The following is a 24,919-nucleotide window of genomic DNA, read 5'->3' as shown; positions in this document are numbered from 1 at the left end:
AGAAGGCGGTGCGAATGCTTGCCGTTTACTCGGACTTGATCGGCCAACGTGATGACAGGTCATCCAACCCTGCGCGGATCAATTCGGCCAACACGTCCTCGTCAATGTCCGACAGCTTGTTCACGTACAGACATGACTTGCCGGTCTTGTGCTTGCCCAAGCGCGCCAGAATACTGCCGAAATCGGAGTAGCCCGGCATGATATAGATCGAAAACGCGGCCTTGCGTGGGGAAAACCTGGTGGCAAGAAACGTGCCTTCCCGCCCGGACTTGTAGCGGTAGTCATACCGCCCGTATCCAACGATGGATGGCCCCCACATGACTGGCCGAAACCCGGTGACGGTTTCAAACAGGGTGTTCAGCCTCCGCGCCTCCGTAGCGCGCGCGGCCGGCAGGATCGCCGCCAAGAATTCGTGGACGCTTTGATCCGTCGGAACGGTTTTGTTTCCTGAGCGGGACATGAACAAGATTTAACATGCGATCGGCCAACGCGCAGCCCATATGGTAGAGTTGAAAAGTGGCAATTATCCGAAAGCGTTCTAATTCGTCGCACGTAATCTGACAGGGAGACTTTGAAATGACCATGAAACTGACCCGCCGGGCCGCTTTGGGCACGGCCGCTGCGTTACCTTTTGCATCTATCGCGACACAGTCACTGGCTGCCGGGGCCGAAACCAAGGCCAACTCGACCGTCGCCCGCAGCTTTCAACTGGGCGATTTCACGGTCACGACCCTGCTGGATGGCAGCCTGCCGCGAGACGGCGCTCAGGAGATTTTCGGCGGTGGCGCGTCAGACGAGGAGTTTGCCAAGGTATCGGCCGACAATTTCATCTCGCCCGACATTGCCCAGTTCTTCTTCACGCCAACGCTCGTCAATACCGGATCCGAGTTGATCCTGTTTGACACGGGATTGGGCCAAGGCGGTATTCAAATGGCTCTGGCCGATGCGGGCGTTGGCCCCGAGGCGATCAACGTTGTCGTCCTGACCCACATGCACCCCGACCACATTGGCGGCATGACGACCAACGATGCTGCGACCTTTCCGAACGCACGCTATGTGACCGCCGCGGCCGAGTATGATTTCTGGTCAGCACAGGAGGCCGGCAACCGCGTCGGCGACCTTGTGGCAGCCAAGGTCACCCCGATGGCTGAAAAGATGTCGTTCATCGAAGACGGTGGCGAGGTCGCATCCGGCGTGACCGCCATGGCGGCCTTCGGGCATACACCCGGACACATGGTCTATCATCTCGAAAGCAACGGTCAGCGGCTGATCCTGACCGCCGATCTTGCCAATCACTATGTCTGGTCCTTCGCGCATCCGGAATGGGAAGTCCGGTTTGACATGGACAAAGCAGCGGCCACCGCATCCCGTCGGAACGTGTTGGGTATGCTTGCCGCGGACAAGGTCCCGATGATCGGGTACCACATGCCTTTCCCGGCCGCCGGCTATGTCGAGCCGCGTGGCGAAGGCTTCCGTTTTATACCTGTCAGCTATCAGATGATGGGCTGATCAATACCCCGGGTCCGGCCGTACTTTCGTACCGTCCGAAAACCGCGACAGTCGAAAGGCGGCCGGGTCCACACAAGGCGATGTGTTCGTCACCAGATCGGCCACCAGGCGGCCGGCACCGGGGCCTATGCCAAATCCATGTCCCGAAAACCCGGTTGCAATCACCAGTCCCGGGATTTCCTGCACTTTCGAGATGACCGGGATTGCATCCGGGGTCACATCGATCATCCCGCCCCAGCTCTGCACGATTTCGGCACCAACCAGTGCCGGAAGCGCCTGACGGGCCTTGGCCCATGACTTGCGGAGCGCCTTCTGCGACGGCTCGGGGTCCAGTGTCCGACAGAGTTCGAACGGGGTTACGTCGGTGGGCGCCCATGACCGGCGCTGACGCGCCTCAATGGTCCAGCGGTGCGACAGGCGGAATCTGAGCGATTTCCATTCCTGCGCGAATGCCGGCAGGAATTTCGCGGCCAACCGAAAACTGTCAGGCACGATATCTACTGTGTTTTCATGGCCCGAGGCGATCGTGTACCCGCCGTCGGCGCGTTTGCGAATGGCAAAATCATCCGACCACAGAGCTGTTTCCGGACCCGGTTCCACAGGCGAGGTCCGCAGAACCGTGTTCAGCACCTTCAGCTGTGGCAGGGCAATTCCTTCGTTACCGGCAAACAACCGAGACCAAGCCCCCCCGGCCAGAACCACTTGATCGCAAGCGACCCGCCCCCGTTCCGTGTAAACCCCGGCAACGCGACCAGCTTGCAGGTCTAGGCAGCGTACCGCGCAATTTGTCATGATGACCGCGCCTTGGTCACGCGCCGCCTCGGCCAACGCCGGAGCAACCCATTGCGGCTCGGCCCGTCCGTCCTGCGGCGTGAAAAGCGCGGCCTTCAACTTGGTCTGGAGGCCGGGCATGTTCTGTTCCAACTCGGATCCGGAAACCATGCGCGCTCCGGTCTGGTAGCCCTCGAGGTTTCGCAACCAGCGCTCCATATCAGCTGCGGACCGGTCGGTCCGCGCACCGAACAGAATGCCGGATTGCACATAGCCGGATTTGCGCCCGATCCGCTCATCAAGCGATTGCCAGATCCTGAGCGACTCGGTCATCAACGGTATTTCGCGCGGGTCGCGCAGCCCCAGACGAACCCAGCCCCAGTTCCTGGAACTCTGTTCGGCGCCGATCTGGCCCTTTTCACACAAGAGGACGGAATTGCCACGTTCCGCCAGTTCCAGCGCAGTTGAGACACCGATAATCCCTCCGCCGACGATCAGAACGTCAACGGATTTGGGCAGGCAAAGATCGGATTCAACAGGGTTGGGCTTGGGGCCGGGCATCAACGGAACTTGCTAGTCAGACACGAGCTTCATCGAGCCTTGGCAAACGTCATCCGGCAATCCTGAATAACGGAAAAAGCATCACTTTGTTCGGTTGTGTGGCGTCGATGCAAACGCCACAATGGAACTAGACCGGCACGCGGTTCAGGCCGCGCCCGAGAACTCGGCCCATTTCTGACGCAACAAAGCTGCGACACCCGAGTTTTGGGTCTCTGACTCGGTCTCTTCGGATTGAAGCTCGGGCAATTCCGGGTGTTTGGCTGAGAACTCCTCGGACGGCTCCTCGCTCTCTGCGTCAGCCTCGGCCAACACACCGGCGATTGCCGCTTCCAGACGCGCCTCATCCAATTCGCGCGCCGGTGTCTCCATTGTCTTGTACCTCAACGGCGCATGCAGCGGTTTGTCATATCCATCAACCATCGGACCACCTAAACCTTATAACCGGCACCCCACCATGGATGCGTCACCAGAAAACTTGGTCTTCAACTGCGCTTCGGCCGACAGATCAATGCCCGGCCCCCGCGCGCCGATCTTTCAAAATATGTGGCAAGATCGGTCCTAAACTATGGCAAAAAAATGTCCAAAAAACAAGGATGCGGCCAAGCGCTGTCAGCAATTCCGCCCCACCTGCAGAACAGTTAGCATGAGACCCCCCTCATTGCCGCCCATTTGTAAACAAACACCCGGACCCGGGCACGGGGCGCTCAGCCGCAGTTTCCGTCAGCTCGGATCGCGCCAACGATTCACGATCGGATAGCGCCGGTCCAACCAGAAGGCCCGAGGTGTCAGGCGCGTGCCCGGCGCGGACTGAAAGCGTTTGTATTCGCTGATATAGATAAGGTGCTCGACCCGGCGGGCATCAGCCTCGTCGTACCCGGCTGCAACACAATCCGCGATCGAGCCATCCTGATCAACCAAGATGACGAGAATGCCGTCCAGGACCGGGTAATCGGGAAGGCTGTCGCTGTCCTTCTGATCCTCGCGCAGCTCGGCACTGGGTGGTTTGTCGATGACCGAGGGGCGAATGACCTCGCCGGCCGGTCCTTTCATCCAGTCGCGGTGATTGGCATTGCGCCAGCGGCAGGTTTCGACCACCCGGGTCTTGTACAGATCCTTGATCGGGTTGTAGCCGCCATTCATGTCGCCATAGATCGTGGCATACCCGACCGCCACTTCGGATTTGTTGCCGGTGGTCAGCAGCATCTCGCCAAACTTGTTGGACATCGCCATCAACAGCAGACCGCGCAGACGGGACTGGATGTTCTCCTCGGTAATGTCGGCCTGAAGACCATCAAACAGCGGCGCCAGGGTCTCGGTGACGGCGGCGCGGGACTGGCTGATCGGAACATAGTCGTATCGCACACCCAGCGCCTTGGCGACGGCTTCGGCATCCTCCAGCGACTCGGCGCTGGTGTATTCCGACGGCAGCATCACGCAACGCACATTTTCGGCCCCGAGAGCGTCAACCGCGATGGCCGCAACAAGCGCGGAATCGACCCCTCCGGACAGTCCCAGCAATGCTTTGGAAAACCCGGTCTTGCCCATATAGTCGCGCAGCGCCTGCACCATGGCGCGATAGTCCTGCTCCCACGCGTCAGGATGCTCGGCGATTTCGGCGGGGACGATAGCCCATCCTTCATCACCGCGCCGCAGATCGATCTGCATCACCGCCTCGTCGAAGACCGGCATTCGAAAGGCCAGTTCGCCGCCGGGATTCAGGCCAAATGTCCCACCATCGAAAACCTGATCGTCCTGACCGCCCACCATGTTGAGGTAAATCACCGGCAGCCCGGTTTCGACCACACGGGCCACCATCTGGTTCAGGCGCACATCGTGCTTGTCGCGAAAATAGGGTGATCCGTTGGGGATCAGAAGAAACTCGGCGCCCGTCTCCTGCAGCGTCTCGGCGACATCCTCGTGCCAGCCATCCTCGCAGATCGGACTGCCGATGCGGGTGTTGCCCACCGCATAGGGGCCACCCAACGGCCCGGCGTCGAACAACCGAACCTCGTCGAACACAGTCTCGTTGGGCAAATGGTGTTTCAACACCTTGCTGACGATCCGCCCCCGGCTGAGGATCAGATAGGCGTTGTAGAGGTTGCCACCCTCGACCCAAGGCCCACCGATGGCCATCGCCGGACCATCCGCGCAGGATTCCGCCAACTGCTGCACAGCCGCCATGGCAGCCTTGTGAAACGACGGCTTCAGAACCAGGTCCTGAGTGTTGTAACCGGTGACGAACATCTCTGGCAGAGCCACCAGATCGGCCCCCGCTGCGCGGCCCTGCTCCCATGCGGAACGGGCTTTTTTGGCGTTGCCTGCAATGTCGCCCACCGTCGGGTTCAGCTGCGCCAGCGTGATGCGGAAATGGTCGGCCATCTTTGCCCTCTTGCCCTCGTCACCTGAAAAGGCATTTAGCAGATCAGGCCGCAAGTGAAAGGCCAATGCGGCAAAACCCGTTGCCCGACCTTCATCAGTGTCATAGTTTTGCACGAACCAATGCACCACGGGACAATCGGGCAGGCAGGGACTACCATGAACGCTTTTCGTACAACGATTGCCGTTGCCGCAATGGGCATCGCCGCACAGAGCGCGTCCGCGCAGCAGGGCCAGATCATCACCGCGGATGACGATGTGGGCGGGGTCTACGAAGGCACCTTTGAAAACGGGCTGCGTCACGGAACCGGCACCTATCGCCTGCCAGACGGCTTTGAATACACCGGCGAGTGGGTCGAAGGAGAAATTCAGGGCAAGGGCGTGGCACGTTACGCCAATGGGTCGGTCTACGAGGGCGATTTCGTCAAAGGTCGCCCGCACGGCAAGGGTAAGATCACCTTTGCCGACGGCGGCACCTATGAGGGCGACTGGACCGACGGCGCGATAAACGGAACCGGCATCGCGCAATACGCAAACGGAATGCGCTACGAAGGTGGCTTCAAGAACGCCCAGCATGACGGCAAAGGCGTCATGACCGACCCCGGCGGCTATGTCTATGATGGCGACTGGGTGGACGGCGTTCGCCAGGGCAAGGCCAAGATCACCTATGCGGACGGCGCGGTATACGAAGGCGACATCGTTGCTGGCCAGCGTCAGGGCAACGGATCGCTGACCTTGCCCGACGGCATGATCTATTCCGGCGAATGGACCGAGGACCGGATCACCGGAACCGGCGTACTGAAACAGGCCAACGGTGACGTTTACGAAGGCGCCTTGGTGGACGGGCGCCGGCAGGGCAAGGGAAAGGCGACCTACGCGAACGGCGATACCTACGAAGGCGATTTCGTTGACGACCGCCGACACGGCAAGGGTACGTTCACTGGCACCGACGGCTATGTGTACACCGGAGACTGGAAAAACGGTCAGATCGAAGGGTTGGGCGAACTGACCTATCCCGACGGCTCGGTCTATGTCGGTGACTTCAAGGCGGACCTCGCCGATGGCAAAGGCCGGATCACCTATCCCGACGGCTCGTCCTATGACGGCGACTGGGTTGCGGGGGTGATCGAAGGTCAGGGCACCGCGACCTACACAAATGGCACGATCTACAAAGGACAGTTCAAGAATGCTCGAACGCATGGCACCGGCGTTCTGACCCGGGCCGACGGCTCTCGCTACGATGGCGAGTGGGTAGACGGCGTGCGTCAAGGCAAGGGTACCGCCACCTACGCGGATGGGACGGTCTATACCGGTGATTTCCAGAACGGTCAGCGCCATGGCCAGGGCGAGGTCGTGATGGCAAATGGCTTCAAGTATTCCGGCCAGTGGACCGAGGGCAAAATCACCGGCTCGGGTGTCGCGACATATGCAAATGGCGATGTCTATGAAGGCAACTTCGTGAACGGCAAACGCCAGGGCTCTGGAACTATGCGCTATGCCAATGGCGAAGAGGAAAGCGGCACCTGGGAAAACGGCGCTCTGTCGGAAGCAGGCGCGGCGCAACCATCGGGCAACGAGCCGCAGGCGCCGGAGGCCGAACAGGCCCCGGAAGTCACCCCATCGGACGGATAGCCCGCTACCAGGGAACCGGTTGACCGGCCCAGTCGAAAAACTGGCCGGTCTGATCAGCCGTCAGACCATCCACAACCTGCAGAAGGCTTTGGGCGGCGTCACTCGGCTCGACCGCGGGATGGCGGCCCAGGTATTTCTGCGTGAACGGGGTCTTGACCGTTCCGGGGTGCAGGGCGACGCAGATCGCATCCTTGTGGGTTCGGGCCAGTTCGATTGCGGCCGTATGCACGATCTGGTTCACCGCCGCCTTGGCCGCGCGATAGCTGACCCAACCGCCCAGACGATTGTCCCCGATCGAACCCACACGCGCAGACAGCACGGCAAAAACCGACCGCCCGTTGCGCGGCAACAGGCGATGCGCGTGTTTCAGCACCAGGGCCGGTCCCACCGCGTTCAAGGCGAACTGATCCATCATGGCCTTGGCCGAAACCGCCCGAATGGTCTTTTCCGGTTCCGCCCCGTCGATCTCCAGCGCGCCGGACGCGACCAGAACAAGGTCGAACGGTCCTTCGATCCGGCCCAGCATCTCATCGGCCAGTTCCGGCTGCATCAGATCCAGCCCGTTTCCCGACCGCGACAGACCAACCACGTGAACCGACCGCGACAGCAGTTCATTGCAGACGGCCCGGCCGATCCCGCCGCTCGCACCTATGACCAATGCGTTTCTCATCGCCCTCCAGCTAGCGGAGTTGCCCACGCAATCAATCCCCGTTTCCAATCCTTTCGCGAAATCGGACGGCCGCGCATTTTCCTTCTTTTCATTCCCGGTTCGGGGTGTATAACCTCGGACCCATGATCAACCGCGCAGATATCCCTTTTGCTTTCGCCGCGTCCGCCGGCGCTGCTCTGCGTGGCCTACTGATCCTAATCCGCCTCTGAGCGTGCCATCCGGCGCGCCCGCTCAGAGGAGGACGCCTGCGCGCCAATGGCTTTAGGACAGACAAGAAAGTGACTCCCATGACCAACGTGACCGACCAAGACCGCGTCTTGATCTTTGACACCACTTTGCGCGACGGCGAGCAAAGCCCCGGCGCAACAATGACCCATGACGAAAAGCTGGAAATCGCCGAGCTTCTGGATGACATGGGCGTCGACATCATCGAGGCCGGCTTTCCGATCGCCTCCGAGGGTGATTTCAAGGCCGTTTCGGAAATCGCGCAGCGCGCCAAGAACGCCCGCATCTGCGGCCTGGCTCGTGCGAATTTCGCCGATATCGACCGCTGCTGGGAAGCGGTGAAACACGCCGAAAAGAACCGGATCCACACCTTCATCGGCACCTCGCCGCTGCACCGGGCGATTCCGAACCTGACGCAGGACGAGATGGCCGAAAAGATCCACGAGACCGTCAGCCACGCCCGCAATCTGTGCGAAGATGTGCAATGGTCGCCGATGGACGCGACCCGGACCGAATGGGACTATCTGTGCCGCGTGATCGAGATTGCGATCAAGGCGGGCGCGACCACGATCAACATACCTGATACGGTAGGCTACACCGCCCCGATTGAAAGCGCGGACCTGATCAAACGACTGATCGAAACCGTTCCGGGCGCAGACGAAGTGATTTTCGCCACCCATTGCCACAACGACCTTGGCATGGCGACCGCCAACTCACTGGCCGCCGTTGCAGGCGGGGCCCGGCAGATCGAATGCACGATCAACGGACTGGGCGAACGCGCGGGCAATACCGCGCTGGAAGAGGTCGTGATGGCCCTGCGCACCCGCAATGACATCATGCCGTGGAAGACGGGCATCGACACCACCAAGATCATGCACATCTCGCGTCGGGTGGCGACGGTTTCGGGCTTTCCGGTGCAGTTCAACAAGGCGATCGTCGGCAAGAACGCCTTCGCGCATGAAAGCGGCATCCATCAGGATGGCATGCTGAAGAACCGCGAGAATTTCGAGATCATGCGCCCTGAGGATATCGGCCTTTCGGGCACCTCGCTTCCGTTGGGCAAGCATTCCGGCCGGGCCGCGCTGCGCGACAAGCTGGAAACGCTGGGCTACGAGATCGGAGACAACCAGCTCAAGGACATCTTCGTGCGGTTCAAGGATCTGGCCGACCGCAAGAAAGAGGTGTTCGACGACGACCTGATCGCGTTGATGAGTGCAGATGATGAGGCTAACGACCACCTGCAACTGGTCTCGATGAAAGTCACCTGCGGCACCGGCGGTCAGGCCGAAGCGACGGTCGAACTGGAGGTCGACGGCAAGGATGTGATCGCCACCGAGCACGGCGACGGACCGGTCGACGCCACCTTCAAGGCGATCCGGGCCATCTACCCGAACAAGGCGCATCTGCAGCTGTATCAGGTGCATGCCGTGACCGAAGGCACCGACGCACAGGCCACGGTTTCTGTCCGCCTGGAGGAAGACGGCATGATCGCCACGGGCCAATCCGCGAACACGGATACCGTGGTGGCGTCGGCCAAGGCCTATATCAGCGCACTGAACCGTTTGATCATGCGCCGCGAAAAGGCCGGCCCCGGCGCGGATGCGCGCGAGATCAGCTACAAGGATCTGACCTGATCTGAATTGGAAGGCAAGGCTCCCGCGCCCGCGGCAGCCCGGCTTCGCCGCGCAGCCTGATGGACTTGGGCCCGGCACCGCGCCAAGGCGCGGTGCCGGACCCAACACGTTTGGCGGCATCTCGGATGCTGTCAAACGGGGCGGGAGGCCTTCGCCCCCTGAAGCGCCGTCAGATCTTTGCGAACAGGTCGGAAAGGCGCGCCGCCTCGTCTTCGATCCCGAAGGGCGCGTTGACCAGGAACATACCCGAACCGATCATCCGATGACCCTCACGCGCAGGCGGAAACCGAACTTCGTGCACAAACGTTTTGGGCAGGTCCAAGCCCTTCAGTGCCGACACCATCGAAACGTGCCGATCGTCCGTCAGGATCGGGTACCACAGGGCAATGAGACCCACGTTCCACTTGCGGTGCAACTTGGCGATCAGCCCCGGCAGGCGGCCATAATCCGCCTTTACCTCGTAGCTGGGGTCAATCAGCATCATCCCGCGCCGAGGTGTGGGCGGCAGGACAGACTGGGCGAGTTCGAACCCGTCCTGCCTGTAGGTCCTGGCCCCACGCCCGGTCAGCGCTTTTTTCAACGCCGCGTATTCCTGCGGATGAAGCTCGGCGAAATGCAGACTGTCCTGCGGACGCAGCAGGCTTGCCGCAATCAGCGGCGAGCCCGGGTACGCCGTTTCGCCAAACTGCGCCTGCACCGAGCGCAACGCGCGAGCCAGCGGGTGATCGTCGGCAAACCACCCGTTGCTCAGCGCGCGTCCGATCCCTGCCGCCGCCTCGCCGGTCTGCACGGCCTCGGCCGCATCGAGGTGGTACAGACCACGCCCCGAATGGGTCTCGAGATAGCTGATCGGCTTGTCCTTGCGGGTCATGTAGTCCAGCATCCATGCCAGCAAAGCGTGCTTTTGCACGTCCGCCAGATTTCCCGCGTGGTAAATGTGTTGATATGAGAGCATGTTGCCTTCTAAAGTCCCTGTCAAAGAGGCGGAAAGGTGCTGATTTACGCGGAATCAGGCCTTTAACCGGGCGTCATGGCACCCTATAAGTCATCCGTCCCGGAACCGTCGAGTCGCGGGCAGTAGAAAACATCTGACAGACAGGATCAGGGGAATATGGGCATCTTTGACAGTTTGGGCGGCCTGTTCACAGCGGATATGGCCATCGACCTCGGGACGGCCAACACGCTGGTCTACGTCAAGGGGCGCGGCGTGATCCTGTCTGAACCCTCGGTTGTAGCCTACCATGTCAAGGACGGCGTCAAGAAGGTTCTGGCCGTGGGCGAGGACGCCAAGCTGATGCTGGGCCGCACCCCCGGCTCGATCGAGGCCATCCGCCCCATGCGCGAGGGCGTGATCGCCGATTTCGACACCGCGGAGGAAATGATCAAGCACTTCATCCGCAAGGTGCACAAGCGCTCGACCTTCTCGAAGCCCAAGATCATCGTCTGCGTACCGCATGGTGCAACGCCGGTTGAGAAACGCGCGATCCGCCAGTCGGTTCTGTCCGCCGGGGCACGCCGTGCTGGCCTGATCGCCGAGCCGATTGCCGCCGCCATCGGCGCTGGGATGCCCATCACCGACCCGACAGGCAACATGGTCGTGGATATCGGCGGCGGCACCACCGAGGTGGCCGTTCTGTCACTGGGCGACATCGTCTATGCCCGCTCGGTCCGCGTGGGTGGCGACCGCATGGACGAGGCGATCATCTCGTACCTGCGCCGTCAGCAAAACCTGCTGGTCGGGGAATCCACCGCCGAGCGGATCAAGACCACGATCGGCACCGCCCGGATGCCCGATGACGGGCGCGGGCAGTCAATGCACATCCGCGGGCGCGACCTTCTGAACGGTGTCCCCAAAGAAATCGAGATCAGCCAGGCCCAGGTGGCCGAAGCTCTGTCGGAACCCGTCCAGCAGATCTGCGAGGCGGTGATGACCGCACTGGAAACCACCCCGCCGGATCTGGCCGCGGACATTGTGGACCGGGGGGTGATGCTGACCGGTGGCGGCGCGCTGCTGGGTGATCTGGACCTGGCCCTGCGCGAACAGACCGGATTGGCCGTGTCGATTGCCGACGAAAGCCTGAATTGTGTGGCTTTGGGCACTGGCAAGGCACTGGAATACGAAAAACAGCTGCGCCACGCGATTGACTACGAAAGCTAAGGCGCGCACCCTCTGATCTGAGGGTTCAAGATCGGGCACGAGCAGCACGGGAAGGAGTCCTGTGGCAAAAGACCGGGCACAGCGCGACGACTATACCACCCCCCTGCGCCGCTTGTTCATGGGGATCGTTGTTCTGTGCCTGCTGGGCATATTCCTGGTTTGGCGCATCGACAGCCCGCGGGTCGAAAGGTTCCGGGCCCAAGTGGTGGATGCCGTTGTGCCCTCGATGGAATGGGCGATGGTTCCGGTCACGGCCACGATAAACCTCGTGCGGGATTTCCAAAGCTACCAAAGGCTGAGCGAGCAGAACCAGGAACTGCGCAGTGAACTGCGCCGCATGCGCGCCTGGAAAGAGGCGGCCCTGCAGCTGGAGCAGGAAAACGCGCGGCTTCTGGACCTGAACAATGTTCGGTTGGATCCCCGTCTGACTTATATAACCGGGGTCGTCATGGCCGACAGCGGCTCGCCGTTTCGGCAATCTGTTTTGCTGAATGTCGGCGAGCGCGACGGGATCGTCGACGGATGGGCCGCCATGGACGGCATCGGGCTGGTGGGCCGGATATCTGGCGTTGGTCCGGATACCGCGCGGGTCATCCTGTTGACCGACGCCTCAAGCGCGATTCCCGCCACCATCCAGCCCTCGGGCCAGACCGCGTTGATTACCGGTGACAATACCCCTGCCCCAGCCGTCGAGTTTCTGGAAAGCCGCGAACTGGTGCGGCCCGGCGACCGTGTGGTGACCTCAGGCGATGGCGGCGTATTTCCTGCGGGCCTTCTGATCGGCCAGATCGCCGCCGATCCGGGGGGGCGTCTGCGCGTCCGACTGTCCGCGGATTTCGAGCGTTTGGAATTCCTGCGCGTCCTGCGCTACCACTCGGCCGCCCCGATCCGAGACCCGGGCGGCATCGTCGGACCTCCGCGCCCCGAGGCTCTTCTCCCGACCGAGGAGGCCGCCGATGGATAGTGCCACGTCACGTCTGTGGCTGATGAGGGGCCTGTACCTGTTCCTCGCTCTGACGGTGATGTTCTTTCACCTGTTGCCTCTGAACACGCAACCGGGTCGTCTGCCCTTTCCTGACTTGCTGATCTGCCTGACCTTTGCATGGGTCCTCAGGCGGCCCGAATATGTACCGACACTCAGCATCGCTGCGGTCATGCTGATGGCCGACCTGCTGCTGCAACGGCCGCCCGGGCTGCTGGCGGCATCCGTCGTCATCGGTTCTGCCTATCTGCGCTCGGCAGGCCCCGGAATGCGCGACGTCGGCTTCGTGGGCGAGTGGACGACGGTGGGCGTCGTCATCGCGGCGATCTTTACCTTCAACCGGACGGTTCTGGCCCTGCTGTCCGTCAGTCAGGCCAGCATTGGCCCGGTGTTTGTCCAAGTGATCTTCACGGTCCTCGCCTACCCGCTTGTCGTTGCATTCAGCCAAACCATATTTGGCGTCCGCAGGCCATCTGCGGTAGATGTTGCCACTGTGGGAACACGCTCATGAAACGCACACCCAAAACACAAGGTGCCGCATACAAAAGGCTGACCCGGCGCGCGCTGGTGCTGGGGGGTATGCAATTCGCATTTGTCGGCGGCCTGGCGGCCCGCATGCGTTACATGCAGGTCGATCAGGCCGACCAATACCGCCTGTTGGCCGAAGAAAACCGCATCAACATCCGGCTCATTCCGCCGACCCGTGGGCGCATCTATGACCGCAATGGTCAGATCATCGGGCAGAATGCGCCGTCCTACCGCATCGTGATCGTGCGCGAGGATGCGGGCGACGTCGACAAGGTCATTGCCAAACTGTCACAGCTGATCCCGCTGAACGAAGACGAGATTGAGCGGGCCAAAGCCGAGATGAAACGCACGGCGCCGTTTCTGCCCGTTACGCTGGCCGACCAGGTCACCTGGGAAGATATCTCGAAGGTGGCTATCAATACCCCCGCCCTTCCCGGCGTCACGCCCGAGGTCGGATTGACCCGTCAATATCCCCGCTACGAGGATTTCGCCCATGTGGTCGGCTATGTCGGACCTGTCAGCGACTACGACCTGAGCAAGATGGAAGACCCCGAGCCGGTTCTGATGATCCCGCGCTTTCAGATCGGCAAGGTCGGGCTTGAGGCCAAGAAGGAAGACCTGCTGCGCGGCAAGGCGGGCGCCAAGCGGGTCGAGGTCAACGCGACTGGCCGGGTGATGCGGGAACTTGACCGCCGCGAAGGCCAGCCCGGCGCTGACCTGCAATTGACCATCGACGCCGACCTGCAGGAATATGCGCAAGCCCGGCTGGCCGGCGAAAGCGCCGCCGTTGTCGTGATCGACTGTGAGACGGGCGATCTGCGGGCCATCAGTTCGACCCCCAGCTTCGACCCCAACCTGTTCGTGCGCGGAATCTCGGTGGCGGATTACCAAGCCCTGACCCAGAACAATCACCGCCCGCTGGCCAACAAGACGGTTCAGGGCACCTACCCGCCCGGTTCGACCTTCAAGATGATCACCGCGCTGGCCGCGCTCGAGGCCGGTGTCGTCGGTCCGGGCAACACCGTCTATTGTCCCGGCTACCTGAAGGTGGGCAGCCGGCGGTTCCACTGCTGGAAGCGCGGTGGACACGGGATGGTCGATCTGGAGACCTCGTTGAAGCGCAGTTGCGACGTCTACTATTACGACGTGGCCCTGCGGGTCGGGATCGACAAGATTTCGGACATGGCGCGCAAGTTCGGTTTGGGCATCAAACACGACCTGCCGATGTCTGCCGTGGCGGCCGGCCTGGCGCCGAACCAGGAATGGAAACAGACCACCCACGGACAGGACTGGCTGGTCGGCGACACGGCAAATGCCTCGATTGGGCAGGGCTTCATGTTGGCCTCGCCGATGCAACTGGCCGTCATGACTGCGCGCATCGCGACCGGCCGATCGGTGACACCGCGTCTGATCCGCAGTGTCGACGGGGTCGAACAGCCTTCGGGCGCGGGCGAGCCGCTGGACGTCAATCCGGCCAACTTGGATCAGGTGCGCAAGGCGATGTACAAGGTCTCGAACGACCGTCGCGGAACCGCTTATCGCAGCCGGATCATCGCAGACGAATTCCGGATGGCCGGCAAGACGGGCACCAGCCAGGTGCGCAACATCACCAAGGCCGAACGGGCCGCCGGGGTCATCCGCAACGAAGACCTGCCCTGGGAACGGCGGGACCACGCGCTTTATGTCAGCTTTGCCCCTTACGACAATCCGAAATATGCGGTGGCCGTCGTGGTCGAACATGGCGGCGGCGGTTCGAAGGCTGCAGCCCCCGTGGCACGGGACGTGATGCTGCAGGCTCTGTACAACGGCACCCCGCCGCTGGAAGCATATCCCGTGGCCGACCGCGACCGCATCAAGGAACAGCAGAAACGTCTGGAAGGCGATCGCCGCCCGAAAGCGCGCCCTGACGAAAAGGACCGCGCATGAGCTATCTTGAATATGCGGTCAAGACCACGCCGACGGGGATCCGCAAGGTTCTGTACATGAACTGGCCGCTGACGCTTTTGCTGATCAGCGTCGCAAGTGCCGGTTTTCTGATGCTGTATTCGGTGGCCGGCGGCTCGTGGTCGCCGTGGGCGGAACCGCAGATGGAACGGTTTGGCCTGGGCCTGACGGTCATGTTCATCGTCGCGTTGGTTCCGATCTGGTTCTGGCGCAACATGTCCGTCGTCGCCTATCTTGTATCTTTGGGGCTTCTGCTGTTCGTCGAACTGTTCGGCACCATCGGGATGGGCGCGCAACGCTGGATCGACCTGGGCTTCATGCGCCTGCAGCCCTCCGAACTGGCAAAGGTGACTTTGGTCATGTTGCTGGCGGCCTACTACGATTGGCTTCCCTCTTACAAAACCTCGCGCCCGGTTTGGGTCTTGATCCCGGTTGTCCTGATCCTGATCCCGACCTTCATGGTGCTGCGCCAGCCCGACCTGGGAACTGCAATCCTGCTGTTGGCGGCCGGAGGAGGCCTGATGTTTCTGGCGGGCGTGCATTGGGCCTATTTCGCAGCGGTCATCGCGGCGGGTGTCGGCTTGATTTCAACGGTGTTCAAAAGCCGTGGCACCGATTGGCAATTGCTAAAGGACTATCAATTCCGGCGCATCGACACATTCCTTGACCCCTCGACCGATCCGCTGGGCGCGGGGTATCACATCACCCAGTCCAAGATTGCCTTGGGATCCGGCGGCTGGAACGGTCGAGGCTTCATGCAAGGCACCCAGTCGCGCCTGAACTTCCTGCCCGAAAAGCACACCGACTTCATCTTCACGACGCTGGCCGAAGAGTTCGGTTTTGTCGGGGGCACAACCTTGTTGCTGCTTTACGGACTGATCCTGATCTTCTGCCTCGTCACGGCGCTGTCGACCAAGGACAGGTACTCATCGTTGGTGACACTGGGCATTTCGCTGAACTTCTTCCTGTTCTTCGCCGTCAATATGTCGATGGTCATGGGGCTGGCGCCGGTGGTCGGTGTTCCGTTGCCGATGGTCAGCTATGGGGGCTCGGCCATGTTGGTTCTGATGGCCGCCTTCGGCATCGTGCAAAGCGCTCATATTCACCGTCCTCGTTGATCCGAAAGGCCGACCATGTCCGTGAACGTCCTGTTTTCCGCTCGCCCGGCACTTTGGCCGGTTTACGAGCCCTTGCTGAACACCGGGCTGGCCGATGCAGGGATCAAAGCCACTATCGCCACCGACCTGCCGCCCGATCAGGTGGATTACATCGTCTATGCACCCAATGGCGGGCTGCTTGATTTCACGCCCTTCACGCGCGCAAAGGCCGTGCTCAGCCTATGGGCCGGTGTCGAAAAGATAGCCTCGAACGACACGCTGACCGTGCCGCTGGCCCGGATGGTCGATCACGGTCTGACCCAGGGCATGACCGAATGGGTCGTGGGGCACGTTCTGCGCTACCATCTGGGCATGGATCAACACATCACGGTCCAGGATGGGGTATGGGCCCCGGATCCGCCTCCGCTCGCCACACAGCGATCGGTCTGCGTTCTGGGACTTGGCGCCCTGGGTCAGGCTGCGGCACAGGCGCTGGCCGCGTTAAACTTCAACGTGACAGGGTGGAGCCGTTTGGCCAAGGACGTGTCTGGTGTCACGTGCCTGCACGGACCGGACGGGCTGCGCGTGGCCTTGAGCCAGGCTGAGTTACTCGTCCTGCTGCTGCCTGAAACGGCAGCCACGGAAAACACTCTGAACGCGGACACTCTGGCACTTCTGCCAAAAGGTGCGCGCATTCTGAACCCCGGCCGCGGCCCACTGATTGACGACGAAGCGCTGTTGCGGGCACTGAACACCGGCCAAGTGGGGCATGCCACGCTGGATGTGTTCCGCGCCGAGCCGCTGCCCCCCGATCATCCGTACTGGGCGCATCCAAATGTGACCGTCACGCCGCATATCGCGTCGGAAACCCGGCCCGAAACGGCTGCGCAGGTGATCTGCGAAAACATCCAACGCAGCGAATCCGGACGGCCGCTGCTGCATCTCGTCGACCGCGCACTCGGGTACTAGGGCCATCGGGGACCGCCGCCCCCGTCTTGCCGAGCGCTATGCGTCCACCAGTCCCCGACCTTTCAGCAGGGCTTCGACACCCGGCAACCGGCCCCGGAACGCCAGATAGAGATCTTCGGCCTCCTTCGAGCCTCCTTTGGACAGAATGTTGTCCTCCAGAGCCTGCGCCCGCTCGGGATCAAACGCGCCTCCTGCCTCTTCGAAGGCAGCAAATGCGTCGGCATCCATCACTTCGGACCACATGTAACTGTAGTAACCCGAGCTGTAGCCATCACCCGCAAATACATGGGCGAAATGCGGCGTTGCGTGGCGCATACCAATGGCATGCGGCATCCCGATCTCGGCCAGAACCTCAGCCTGCTTCGCCATGGGGTCAGCCGGGGCCGGACCGTCGTGGAAGGCCAGGTCGACCAGTGCCGAGGCGACGTATTCGACCGTCTGAAAACCCTGATCGAAATTGGCGGCACCCAGAACTTTGTCCAGCAGTTGCGGAGGCATCGGAGCTCCGGTTTCGGCATGAGTTGCGAACTCGGCCAGAACCTCCGGTACTTCCAGCCAATGCTCATACAGTTGGCTAGGCAGCTCCACGAAATCCCGCGCAACGCTGGTCCCCGAGATGCTGTCATAGGTCACATCCGACAGCATCTGGTGCAGTGCGTGCCCGAATTCATGAAACAGGGTCCGTGCGTCGTCATATGACAGCAGCGCCGGATCGCCCTTGGCGAAGTTGCAAACATTGATGACGATTGGCGTCTGGACCTTGGGAAACTTGGCCTGCGCCCGCATCGCGCTGCACCACGCACCCGACCGTTTCGATCCACGCGCAAAATAGTCTCCGATGAATACGGCAACGTGTTTGCCACGCCGGGTCACCTCCCAGGCTCGGCAATCCGGATGGTACAGCGGCACGTCCAACGGCGCGAACTCCAACCCGAACAAGCGGTTGGCGCAGGTAAAGGCAGCCTCGATCATGCGCTCCAGCTGCAGGTAGGGTTTGAGTTCTGCCTCATCCAGATTATGCTCGGCCTTGCGCCGTTTTGCGGCATAGTACCGCCAGTCCCAAGGTTCGAGCGGACCGTTGGCGCCGTCCTCCTGCATCATCCGCGTCAGGATCTCCGCGTCGGCCTCGGCCCGGGCCTTGGCGGGTGCCCAGACCTGCATCAGCAAGTCGCGCACCCGTTCGGGGGTTCGGGCCATCTCGGTCTCGAGCTTGAAGGCCGCAAAGCTGTCATAGCCCAGCAGTTTGGCCCGTTCCTCGCGTAGCTGAAGGATTTCGGCGGCAATCGCTCGGTTGTCGGTCTCGCCTCCGTTTGCCCCGCGTGACGCCCAGGCACGGTAAGCCTTTTCCCGCAGGTCACGACGTGGCGAGAACTGCAGGAACGGCACGATCAGAGACCGCGACAGCGTGACAACCGGCCCCTTGGCCCCTTTTTCCCGACCGGCCGCGTGAGCCGCATCGACAACGAAACCCGGCAGTCCCGCCAGATCATCTTCGGTCAGCTCCATGAACCAGCCACGCTCGTCCGCCAGCAGGTTTTGCGTGAACGCGGTGCCCAATGACGCCAGACGCGCCTTGATCTCCTGCATCCGGGCATCCTCTGCCCCGTGCAGCGCTGCACCCGAGCGGACGAACCCGCGATGGGTGAGCATCAAAACCCGATCCTGTTCCTCGGTCAAATCCAGCGTATCTCGTTTCGCCCAAAGGTCGTCCACACGCTGGAACAGCGCCTTGTTCGAGGAAATCGCAGCAAAATGGGCTGCAAGCTTGGGCGAAAATTCCCGTTGCAACGCTTCGCGCTCAGGGTTGCTGTCTGCGCCAGCGACCGTGAAGAAAACCGACAGGACCTTGTTCAAGGCCTCGCCCGCCGCCTCCAGCGCTTCGATCGTGTTGGCAAAACTCGCGGGCTGGGTATTCGTCGCGATGGTGTTGATCTCGTCGGCATGGGCCTGCAGAGCAGCTTCCAGTGCGGGGGCAAAATCGTCATCCGAGATTTCGGAAAAGGGCGCGATTTCGAACGGGGTCGTCCAGTTGGACAGGATCGGATTGGTCATTGGGGTCTCCTTCAAGCGTCAAGCTAGGAATGCTAGGCAAGATCGTCCAGTGGCCGCGATCAAACGGGTTGCCCGCAAACAGGGCAATCGTCCCGCCGGGACAGGGTGATCTTGCGGCTTTCGCCATAAAGCGCGTCATAGATCAGCATCTCGCCACGCAAGGCCTGACCTGCACCCGTGACTACCTTGACCGCCTCGACCGCCATCATCGCCCCCACCACGCCCGGCAGTGGCCCGAGCACCCCAGCCTCGGCACATGAGGGCGCCAGCCCCGGAGCAGGCGCTTCGGGAAAAATGCATTGGTAGCAGGGCGCGTTCCTGCCGGGGTCAAACACGCTCAGTTGGCCTTCCCATTGGGACAGCGCGCCTGAGATCAGGGGCTTGCCCAAAGCCACCGCGGTGCGGTTGGCCAGATACCGGGTTTCGAAATTGTCGGTACCGTCGAGGATCAGGTCATAATCCGCGAACAGGTCGGCCGCGATGTCGTCCGTCAGGCGGCGGTGATAGGGGCGAACGATGACATTGGGGTTCTGCGCCTCCATTGCTTGCTGCGCAGAAAAGACTTTGGGCATACCGATGTCTGCATCCCGATGGATGACCTGCCGCTGCAGATTGGCATTCTCGACGACGTCATCGTCAATGACGCCAATCGTGCCCACACCGGCGGCTGCAAGGTACTGCAGCGCCGGTGCGCCCAATCCACCTGCCCCGATCACCAATACACGAGCGGCCTTCATCCGTTTTTGCCCGGGTCCACCAAGCTCGCGCAGGACGATGTGACGGGCATAGCGCTCCAGTTCGGCTTTTCTGAACTGGTCAGATGGGCTGTTCGGACGAACATCCGACGATGGATTGGCCCGGCGCCGCAGGGCTTTCACCACAGCGCCATAACCCATGGCCAGCAAAACGAAACCACCCAGGATCAGCCACATCGCGGCCGAGCCGCCTGTGGCCTCGCGCAGTGGGTTCCCGTCGGGCAAAACCAGATGAGACAGAACCACCCCTGCCAGCAAAACCAGAACCGACACCCAACGGGCAGTACGCGAGGCACCAGCGAGGTAGCCAAGCCCCCACAGCCCCGCTGCCAGTGCCAGTACCAGAACCATCAGGCGCGCCCCGTGGATCCGAACCCACCGGAACCGCGCTGCGATTCCTGCAGGCTGTCCGCCATCTCGAACCGCGCCTGGATCACCGGGGCCACGACAAGCTGCGCAATTCTGTCGCCATGTCCGATTTCAAAGGCTTCCTGACCCGCATTCAGCACGATCACCCCCAAGGGACCGCGATAGTCGCTGTCGATCGTGCCCGGTGCGTTCGGCAGCGTGATCCCGTGTTTCAACGCAAGTCCCGAGCGCGGACGCACCTGGATCTCATATCCATCCGGAATCTCTACCCGCAGGCCGGTCGGAACCAAGGCGCGCTCACCGGGTTGAAGGGTGATCGATCCTCGATCAGGCAGGTTGGCCCGCACATCCGCGCCGGCTGCCCCGGCCGTTTCATAGGACGGCAATGCAATGGCCGGATCGGCCCCGTCTTCTCGGATCACCCGGATTGCCACCATCAGCGCATCCCAACCTTCATCTTCTGTCAAACAACCGCATCACAGCGCCAGCGCGGCCGCGATCTTTTCCGCCAGCCGTACGGCCACTGCGTCCTTGCCCATGCGCGGCCACTCCTCGGCACCCGCATCCGATATCAGCACGACCGCATTTTCGGCCCCACCCATGATGCCGGTCACCGGACTGACATCATTGGCCAGAATCCAATCGCACCCTTTGCGCGCCCGCTTGGCGGTTGCGTGGGCGATCACATCATCCGTCTCGGCGGCGAAACCCACGACCAAGCTAGGTCGGCCGGTCTCCAGATGCGAAATCCGTTTGAGGATGTCCGGGTTTTCGGCAAATTGCAGTGCAGGCATTCCGTCGCGGCTTTTCTTCAACTTGCGGTCTGATGCCCCGTCTACCCGCCAATCGGCCACGGCTGCGGCAAACACGCCCGCATCCACCGGCAGAGCCGCGTCCACCGCATCCGACATTTGTTGCGCAGTCTCAACCTGCACAACCTGGACGCCCTGGGGTGGTGGCACATCCGCGGGGCCGGTTACGAAAACGACTTCGGCCCCCAGGGCCGCCAAAGCGTTGGCAATCGCCGTCCCCTGCGCCCCCGAGGATCGGTTTGCGATGTACCGAACCGGATCAATCGGCTCATGCGTCGGCCCCGACGTCACGAGAATCCGCTTACCCTTCAGTGGGCCATCCGACAAGGCAGACTCGACCGCCGCCACGATTTCGAGAGGTTCTGACATGCGGCCGGGGCCGAACTCGCCACAAGCCATGTCACCGTCATTGGGTCCGACAAACCGGACGCCGTCCGCGATCAACTGCTTGTGGTTCCGGCGAGTTGCCGGATGGTTCCACATCCGCACGTTCATCGCCGGCGCACATAAAACAGGGGTATCCGTGGCCATCAACAGGGTCGATGCCAGATCATTGGCCAGACCCCCGGCCATCTTTCCCATCAAATCCGCAGTCGCCGGGGCCACGACGATCAGATCAGCCGAACGTGACAGCTGGATATGTCCCATCTCGGCCTCGTCCGTCAGGTCGAACAGATCACGATAAGCTTTTTCACCGGCAAGTGCAGACACGGACAAAGGGGTCACGAATTCTTCGGCAGCGCGGGTCAGGACCGGGGTCACTGCCGCCCCGCGCTCCTTCAACCTTCGGATCAGATCCAGCGATTTGTAGGCCGCGATCCCACCGCCAAGGATCAGGAGGATCCGTTTGGATGCCAGCATGTTCAGCCCTTCCCGGTCGTGCTCGGCCTCGACACTATGCAACCCATGCGCCGAGTTCCAGCGCTTAATTCTGGGACTTGAAGGCCTTGCAAGGGTCTTCGCGTTCGGCCGCGGGGCTGTCAATCACCGCGTCAAATTCACCGGTCACGACACCGTCTTCGGCCTGACCGAGAACAAAGACCTTCAGGCCCGGACGCAGGCGCGACAGAAAGGTCGGAATGCCCTGATCCTTGCGCGCATGCCCGTTTCCGGTAATCACCGCCACCGGACCGCCGGTTTCATCAATTGCACGCAGAATGGCCCGGGTCAGAACAGCATCGCGCAGACGCTGGATCGCCACCAGTTGCGGCAAGGCCTCGGCGGGAAGTGCGTTGCAATGCGCTGCCAATTGCTCGGCCTCGCGCGCCGCTTGATCCTCGGGAGCCAACGGAATGTTCAACCCGTACCGCGCCGCATCCGCGCCCAGAGTCGTTGCGGCACCGCGTTCCATCGCCGCCCGCGCAGCCGCGCGCGGCACCATCGCTCCGTATACCGGAGCCTCTGATGCTTGGAAAACAGGGTAATACATGCTGAGCGGAGGCCATCCCGTTTCGGCCCATCTCAGGATGCGTGACAGCTCCTCGGGATTCGAGGCGGCAGTCTGCGCCAGTCTCTGAGCCCCTTCCTCGGTCACCATTTCCCAGACCATCGCAGACGGGTCGATGTCCGCAATCGCTTCGGTCTGGACCAAGTGATGCAGCGGGTTGTCGTGAACTTCGCCAAGGATCACGACATCGGCATCCTTCATCTGTGCCAAAATATCGTCGGGGATAAGGTCCCCGGCCAGAACTGGCCGGGTCAAAAGAGTCAGCGACAGCACGGCCGCCGTCAGAATCGCAAGATGTCTCATGCGAAGAAGTGTTGCACCTCGCGCGATTGAGCTTCAAGGTTCTTGCGCATCTTCACGAACGCCGCTGCCTCAAGCTGTCGCACGCGTTCCTTGGACAAACCCAGTTCCTGACCCAGGCTTTCCAATGTGCGCGCCGGCTCGCGCAGCTTGCGCTCGCGCACAATGAACCGCTCCCGATCGTTGAGCGCCTGCATCGCCGTGATCAACCATTCCCGCAATTGGCGGGTATCGTGGCTGTTCTCTACAGTTTCAGCAGCCTGCTCGCGATCATCCTCCAACGCGTCGATCCACTCGCGACCATCCTCGTCAGCCGATTGAACGGCGTTCAGGGAAAAGTCTGAGCCGGCCAGCCGGCCGTGCATCATTTCCACATCGCGCAGCGGAACACCGATCTCGGCCGCGATCATCTGGTGCAGCTGATGACGGTCCAATTCTACGCCATCGGTCGCGGCTTCGCGCTCCAGCCGGGCCTGAACGCGACGCATGTTGAAGAAAAGGGATTTCTGGGACGATGTGGAACCGGTCCGTACCATCGACCAGTTGCGCATCACGTAGTCCTGAATGCTGGCCTTGATCCACCACACCGCATAGGTCGAAAAGCGGACCCCGCGATCCGGGTCGAACTTGTCAGCGGCCTTCATCAGGCCCAGCCCGGCCTCTTGGATCAGGTCATTCATCGGCGCGCCATAGCGTTTGAACTTGGCCGCCATTGAAATTGCCAGCCGCATATAAGCCGTTATCAACCGGTGAAGGGCCTGTTCGTCGCGTTCGTCGCGCCAAGCATACGCCAGGCGCAATTCGGTTTCCGCATCCAGCAATTCGGCTTTCATAGCCTGCCGGGACATCGAGAAGTCGTTCGGGTTATCCAGTGCCATGCAGCTCTCCCATCTGTCGTAGGCGCCGCCGGTCTTGCCTTGCCGACGTATGGTCGATACGCAAGGGCGCACCGGGTGGATCACTGTAAAGGTAGTAAAAAATGCATCCCGATTTAACCTTTGTCCTGGGTGGCGCGGCATCGGGAAAATCTGCATTTGCCGAGCAAATCGTTGTTTCAACAGAAAAAACCCGCATATACTTGGCAACATCACAAGTGTTTGATGATGAGATGCGCCTAAAAATCAGGCGCCATGTGGACCAAAGAGGCGACGGCTGGGCCACGATCGAAGCCCCGATGGACCTGCGCCCGGCGCTGGCGGGGATGAGCCCGGATCAGGTCTGTCTGATCGATTGCGCAACGATGTGGCTCAGCAATCACCTGCTGGCCGACAGCGATCTTGAACAGGAACAGGCCGCCCTTTTGGCCGCGCTACGGGCCTGCCCCGCGCAGATCGTGATCGTCTCGAACGAGGTGGGGCACGGTATCGTTCCCGACAATGCGCTGGCCCGCAAATTCCGCGAGGCGCAGGGGCGGTTGAACATCGCCCTCGCCGCCCAAGCCGACCTTGTGGTTCAGGTCATCGCGGGACTACCGCAGGTTTTGAAAGGTCAGTTGCCGTGACCCGGCTGCATCTTGTCCGCCACGGCCCGACCCATGCCAAGACGATGGTGGGCTGGTCCGATATTCCCGCCGACCTGAGCGACCACGCGGCCCTCGCGCGCCTGCACGCCCACCTGCCGCGGGATGCGCTGGTCATTTCGTCGGACCTGTCGCGCGCCGCGGATACGGCCACGGCCATTCAGGGCACGCGCCGCCGGCTGCCGCACCATCCCGACCTGCGCGAGATCCATTTCGGCACCTGGGAAATGCGCGCATTCGCCGAGATCGAGGCCGAAGACCCCGAACTGGCCTTTGCCTATTGGGACAGCCCCGGCGACGTACGCCCGCCCAACGGCGAAAGCTGGAACGCGGTCCGCGCCCGGGTCGACACGGCGATCGACGGGTTGATCGGTTTGCATACAGGCGCCGATCTGGTCATCGTGGCCCATTTCGGCGTGATCCTGACTCAGGTACAGCGCGCTCTTGACCTAGACGCGCAACAGACCTTCGCCCATCGCATCGACAACCTCTCGGTGACCGAGTTGGCCTTTGACGGCAAAACCTGGTCGGCTGGCCGGATCAATCATCTTCCGTGAACACGGCGCGCACAATTCAGCGTTTTACTGATATCGGGCGTTCGACCATCCT

The 24,919-nt window shown here is 61.8% G+C and carries 23 protein-coding genes; 11 read left to right on the top strand and 12 right to left on the bottom strand.

Annotation, left to right across the window (positions count from 1 at the left end; genetic code table 11):
• Positions 1–25 precede the first annotated feature (25 nt).
• Positions 26–460 (bottom strand): DUF1801 domain-containing protein, encoded by a 435-nt coding sequence (locus ACR0NY_RS17100; protein ID WP_170369699.1) that lies wholly within the window; start codon positions 458–460, stop codon positions 26–28.
• A 116-nt stretch (positions 461–576) separates the two neighbouring features.
• Here ACR0NY_RS17100 and ACR0NY_RS17095 point away from each other — a divergent pair, with 116 nt between their 5' ends.
• Entirely contained in the window at positions 577–1,509 is a 933-nt protein-coding gene (locus ACR0NY_RS17095; RefSeq protein ID WP_170369701.1) for an MBL fold metallo-hydrolase, read from the top strand.
• Here the strand turns inward: ACR0NY_RS17095 and ACR0NY_RS17090 are convergent, their stop codons facing one another.
• From ACR0NY_RS17090 to ACR0NY_RS17080, 3 genes are all read right to left on the bottom strand, one after another.
• The gene (locus tag ACR0NY_RS17090) at positions 1,510–2,841 is read right to left on the bottom strand and encodes an NAD(P)/FAD-dependent oxidoreductase (RefSeq protein ID WP_170369703.1); all 1,332 of its coding nucleotides are present in this window, start codon (positions 2,839–2,841) and stop codon (positions 1,510–1,512) included.
• 144 nt (positions 2,842–2,985) lie between these two features.
• Positions 2,986–3,261 carry a hypothetical protein gene (locus ACR0NY_RS17085; protein ID WP_170369705.1) on the bottom strand — a complete coding sequence of 92 codons (276 nt, stop codon included), beginning with the start codon at positions 3,259–3,261 and terminating at the stop codon, positions 2,986–2,988.
• A gap of 300 nt (positions 3,262–3,561) precedes the next feature.
• Positions 3,562–5,220 carry an NAD+ synthase gene (locus ACR0NY_RS17080; protein WP_170369707.1) on the bottom strand — a complete coding sequence of 553 codons (1,659 nt, stop codon included), beginning with the start codon at positions 5,218–5,220 and terminating at the stop codon, positions 3,562–3,564.
• Between the two features lie 156 nt (positions 5,221–5,376).
• On the opposite strand from ACR0NY_RS17080, the gene ACR0NY_RS17075 reads away from it, so the two are divergent.
• Positions 5,377–6,849, top strand: coding sequence for an MORN repeat-containing protein (locus ACR0NY_RS17075; protein ID WP_170342107.1), 1,473 nt, complete (start codon positions 5,377–5,379; stop codon positions 6,847–6,849).
• A gap of 4 nt (positions 6,850–6,853) precedes the next feature.
• Here ACR0NY_RS17075 and ACR0NY_RS17070 read toward each other — a convergent pair whose 3' ends face one another.
• A complete protein-coding gene (locus ACR0NY_RS17070; RefSeq protein ID WP_170369709.1) occupies positions 6,854–7,519 on the bottom strand; it encodes an SDR family NAD(P)-dependent oxidoreductase in 666 nt (221 codons plus the stop codon).
• A 287-nt stretch (positions 7,520–7,806) separates the two neighbouring features.
• On the opposite strand from ACR0NY_RS17070, the gene ACR0NY_RS17065 reads away from it, so the two are divergent.
• The gene (locus ACR0NY_RS17065; protein WP_170342111.1) at positions 7,807–9,378 is read left to right on the top strand and encodes a 2-isopropylmalate synthase; all 1,572 of its coding nucleotides are present in this window, start codon (positions 7,807–7,809) and stop codon (positions 9,376–9,378) included.
• A gap of 169 nt (positions 9,379–9,547) precedes the next feature.
• On the opposite strand, the gene ACR0NY_RS17060 is transcribed toward ACR0NY_RS17065, so the two are convergent.
• Positions 9,548–10,333: a 23S rRNA (adenine(2030)-N(6))-methyltransferase RlmJ gene (locus ACR0NY_RS17060; protein ID WP_170369711.1), complete on the bottom strand. Its 786-nt coding sequence runs from the start codon at positions 10,331–10,333 to the stop codon at positions 9,548–9,550.
• A 156-nt stretch (positions 10,334–10,489) separates the two neighbouring features.
• On the opposite strand from ACR0NY_RS17060, the gene ACR0NY_RS17055 reads away from it, so the two are divergent.
• From ACR0NY_RS17055 to ACR0NY_RS17030, 6 genes are all read left to right on the top strand, one after another.
• Positions 10,490–11,536 carry a rod shape-determining protein gene (locus ACR0NY_RS17055; RefSeq protein WP_093963423.1) on the top strand — a complete coding sequence of 349 codons (1,047 nt, stop codon included), beginning with the start codon at positions 10,490–10,492 and terminating at the stop codon, positions 11,534–11,536.
• 61 nt (positions 11,537–11,597) lie between these two features.
• Complete coding sequence (mreC, locus tag ACR0NY_RS17050; RefSeq protein WP_170369713.1) at positions 11,598–12,500, top strand: rod shape-determining protein MreC; 903 nt, start codon at positions 11,598–11,600, stop codon at positions 12,498–12,500.
• Entirely contained in the window at positions 12,493–13,029 is a 537-nt protein-coding gene (locus ACR0NY_RS17045) for a rod shape-determining protein MreD (RefSeq protein ID WP_170369715.1), read from the top strand. The genes mreC and ACR0NY_RS17045 overlap by 8 nt, the downstream gene beginning before the upstream one ends.
• Positions 13,026–14,972, top strand: a complete 1,947-nt coding sequence (mrdA, locus tag ACR0NY_RS17040) for a penicillin-binding protein 2 (RefSeq protein ID WP_170369717.1) — start codon at positions 13,026–13,028, stop codon at positions 14,970–14,972. The genes ACR0NY_RS17045 and mrdA overlap by 4 nt, the downstream gene beginning before the upstream one ends.
• Positions 14,969–16,108 (top strand): rod shape-determining protein RodA, encoded by a 1,140-nt coding sequence (gene rodA / locus ACR0NY_RS17035; RefSeq protein WP_170342118.1) that lies wholly within the window; start codon positions 14,969–14,971, stop codon positions 16,106–16,108. The genes mrdA and rodA overlap by 4 nt, the downstream gene beginning before the upstream one ends.
• A 15-nt stretch (positions 16,109–16,123) precedes the next feature.
• Complete coding sequence (locus ACR0NY_RS17030) at positions 16,124–17,056, top strand: 2-hydroxyacid dehydrogenase (RefSeq protein ID WP_170369718.1); 933 nt, start codon at positions 16,124–16,126, stop codon at positions 17,054–17,056.
• 36 nt (positions 17,057–17,092) lie between these two features.
• Here the strand turns inward: ACR0NY_RS17030 and ACR0NY_RS17025 are convergent, their stop codons facing one another.
• The 6 genes from ACR0NY_RS17025 to ACR0NY_RS17000 all read right to left on the bottom strand — a co-directional run bounded on the left by ACR0NY_RS17025 (position 17,093) and on the right by ACR0NY_RS17000 (position 23,669).
• Complete coding sequence (locus ACR0NY_RS17025) at positions 17,093–19,108, bottom strand: M3 family metallopeptidase (protein ID WP_170369720.1); 2,016 nt, start codon at positions 19,106–19,108, stop codon at positions 17,093–17,095.
• A gap of 59 nt (positions 19,109–19,167) precedes the next feature.
• Positions 19,168–20,214 carry a HesA/MoeB/ThiF family protein gene (locus tag ACR0NY_RS17020; protein WP_170369722.1) on the bottom strand — a complete coding sequence of 349 codons (1,047 nt, stop codon included), beginning with the start codon at positions 20,212–20,214 and terminating at the stop codon, positions 19,168–19,170.
• Positions 20,214–20,669, bottom strand: coding sequence for a dUTP diphosphatase (dut, locus tag ACR0NY_RS17015; protein WP_170342597.1), 456 nt, complete (start codon positions 20,667–20,669; stop codon positions 20,214–20,216). The genes ACR0NY_RS17020 and dut overlap by 1 nt, the downstream gene beginning before the upstream one ends.
• 39 nt (positions 20,670–20,708) lie before the next feature.
• Positions 20,709–21,905 carry a bifunctional phosphopantothenoylcysteine decarboxylase/phosphopantothenate--cysteine ligase CoaBC gene (gene coaBC / locus ACR0NY_RS17010; protein ID WP_170342599.1) on the bottom strand — a complete coding sequence of 399 codons (1,197 nt, stop codon included), beginning with the start codon at positions 21,903–21,905 and terminating at the stop codon, positions 20,709–20,711.
• A gap of 64 nt (positions 21,906–21,969) precedes the next feature.
• On the bottom strand, positions 21,970–22,794 hold the full coding sequence (locus tag ACR0NY_RS17005; RefSeq protein ID WP_170369724.1) for a ChaN family lipoprotein: 825 nt from the start codon (positions 22,792–22,794) through the stop codon (positions 21,970–21,972).
• Complete coding sequence (locus tag ACR0NY_RS17000) at positions 22,791–23,669, bottom strand: RNA polymerase factor sigma-32 (RefSeq protein WP_093963433.1); 879 nt, start codon at positions 23,667–23,669, stop codon at positions 22,791–22,793. Before ACR0NY_RS17000 ends, ACR0NY_RS17005 begins: the two co-directional genes overlap by 4 nt.
• Positions 23,670–23,770: 101 nt before the next feature.
• Here ACR0NY_RS17000 and cobU point away from each other — a divergent pair, with 101 nt between their 5' ends.
• The gene (cobU, locus tag ACR0NY_RS16995) at positions 23,771–24,292 is read left to right on the top strand and encodes a bifunctional adenosylcobinamide kinase/adenosylcobinamide-phosphate guanylyltransferase (protein WP_170369726.1); all 522 of its coding nucleotides are present in this window, start codon (positions 23,771–23,773) and stop codon (positions 24,290–24,292) included.
• Positions 24,289–24,867, top strand: coding sequence for a histidine phosphatase family protein (locus ACR0NY_RS16990; protein ID WP_170369728.1), 579 nt, complete (start codon positions 24,289–24,291; stop codon positions 24,865–24,867). Before cobU ends, ACR0NY_RS16990 begins: the two co-directional genes overlap by 4 nt.
• The last annotated feature ends 52 nt before the right edge of the window (positions 24,868–24,919 follow it).

It is taken from the genome of Ruegeria sp. BJ5 (genome assembly GCF_056537865.1).
This window is presented reverse-complemented; position numbering and strand designations above follow the sequence as displayed.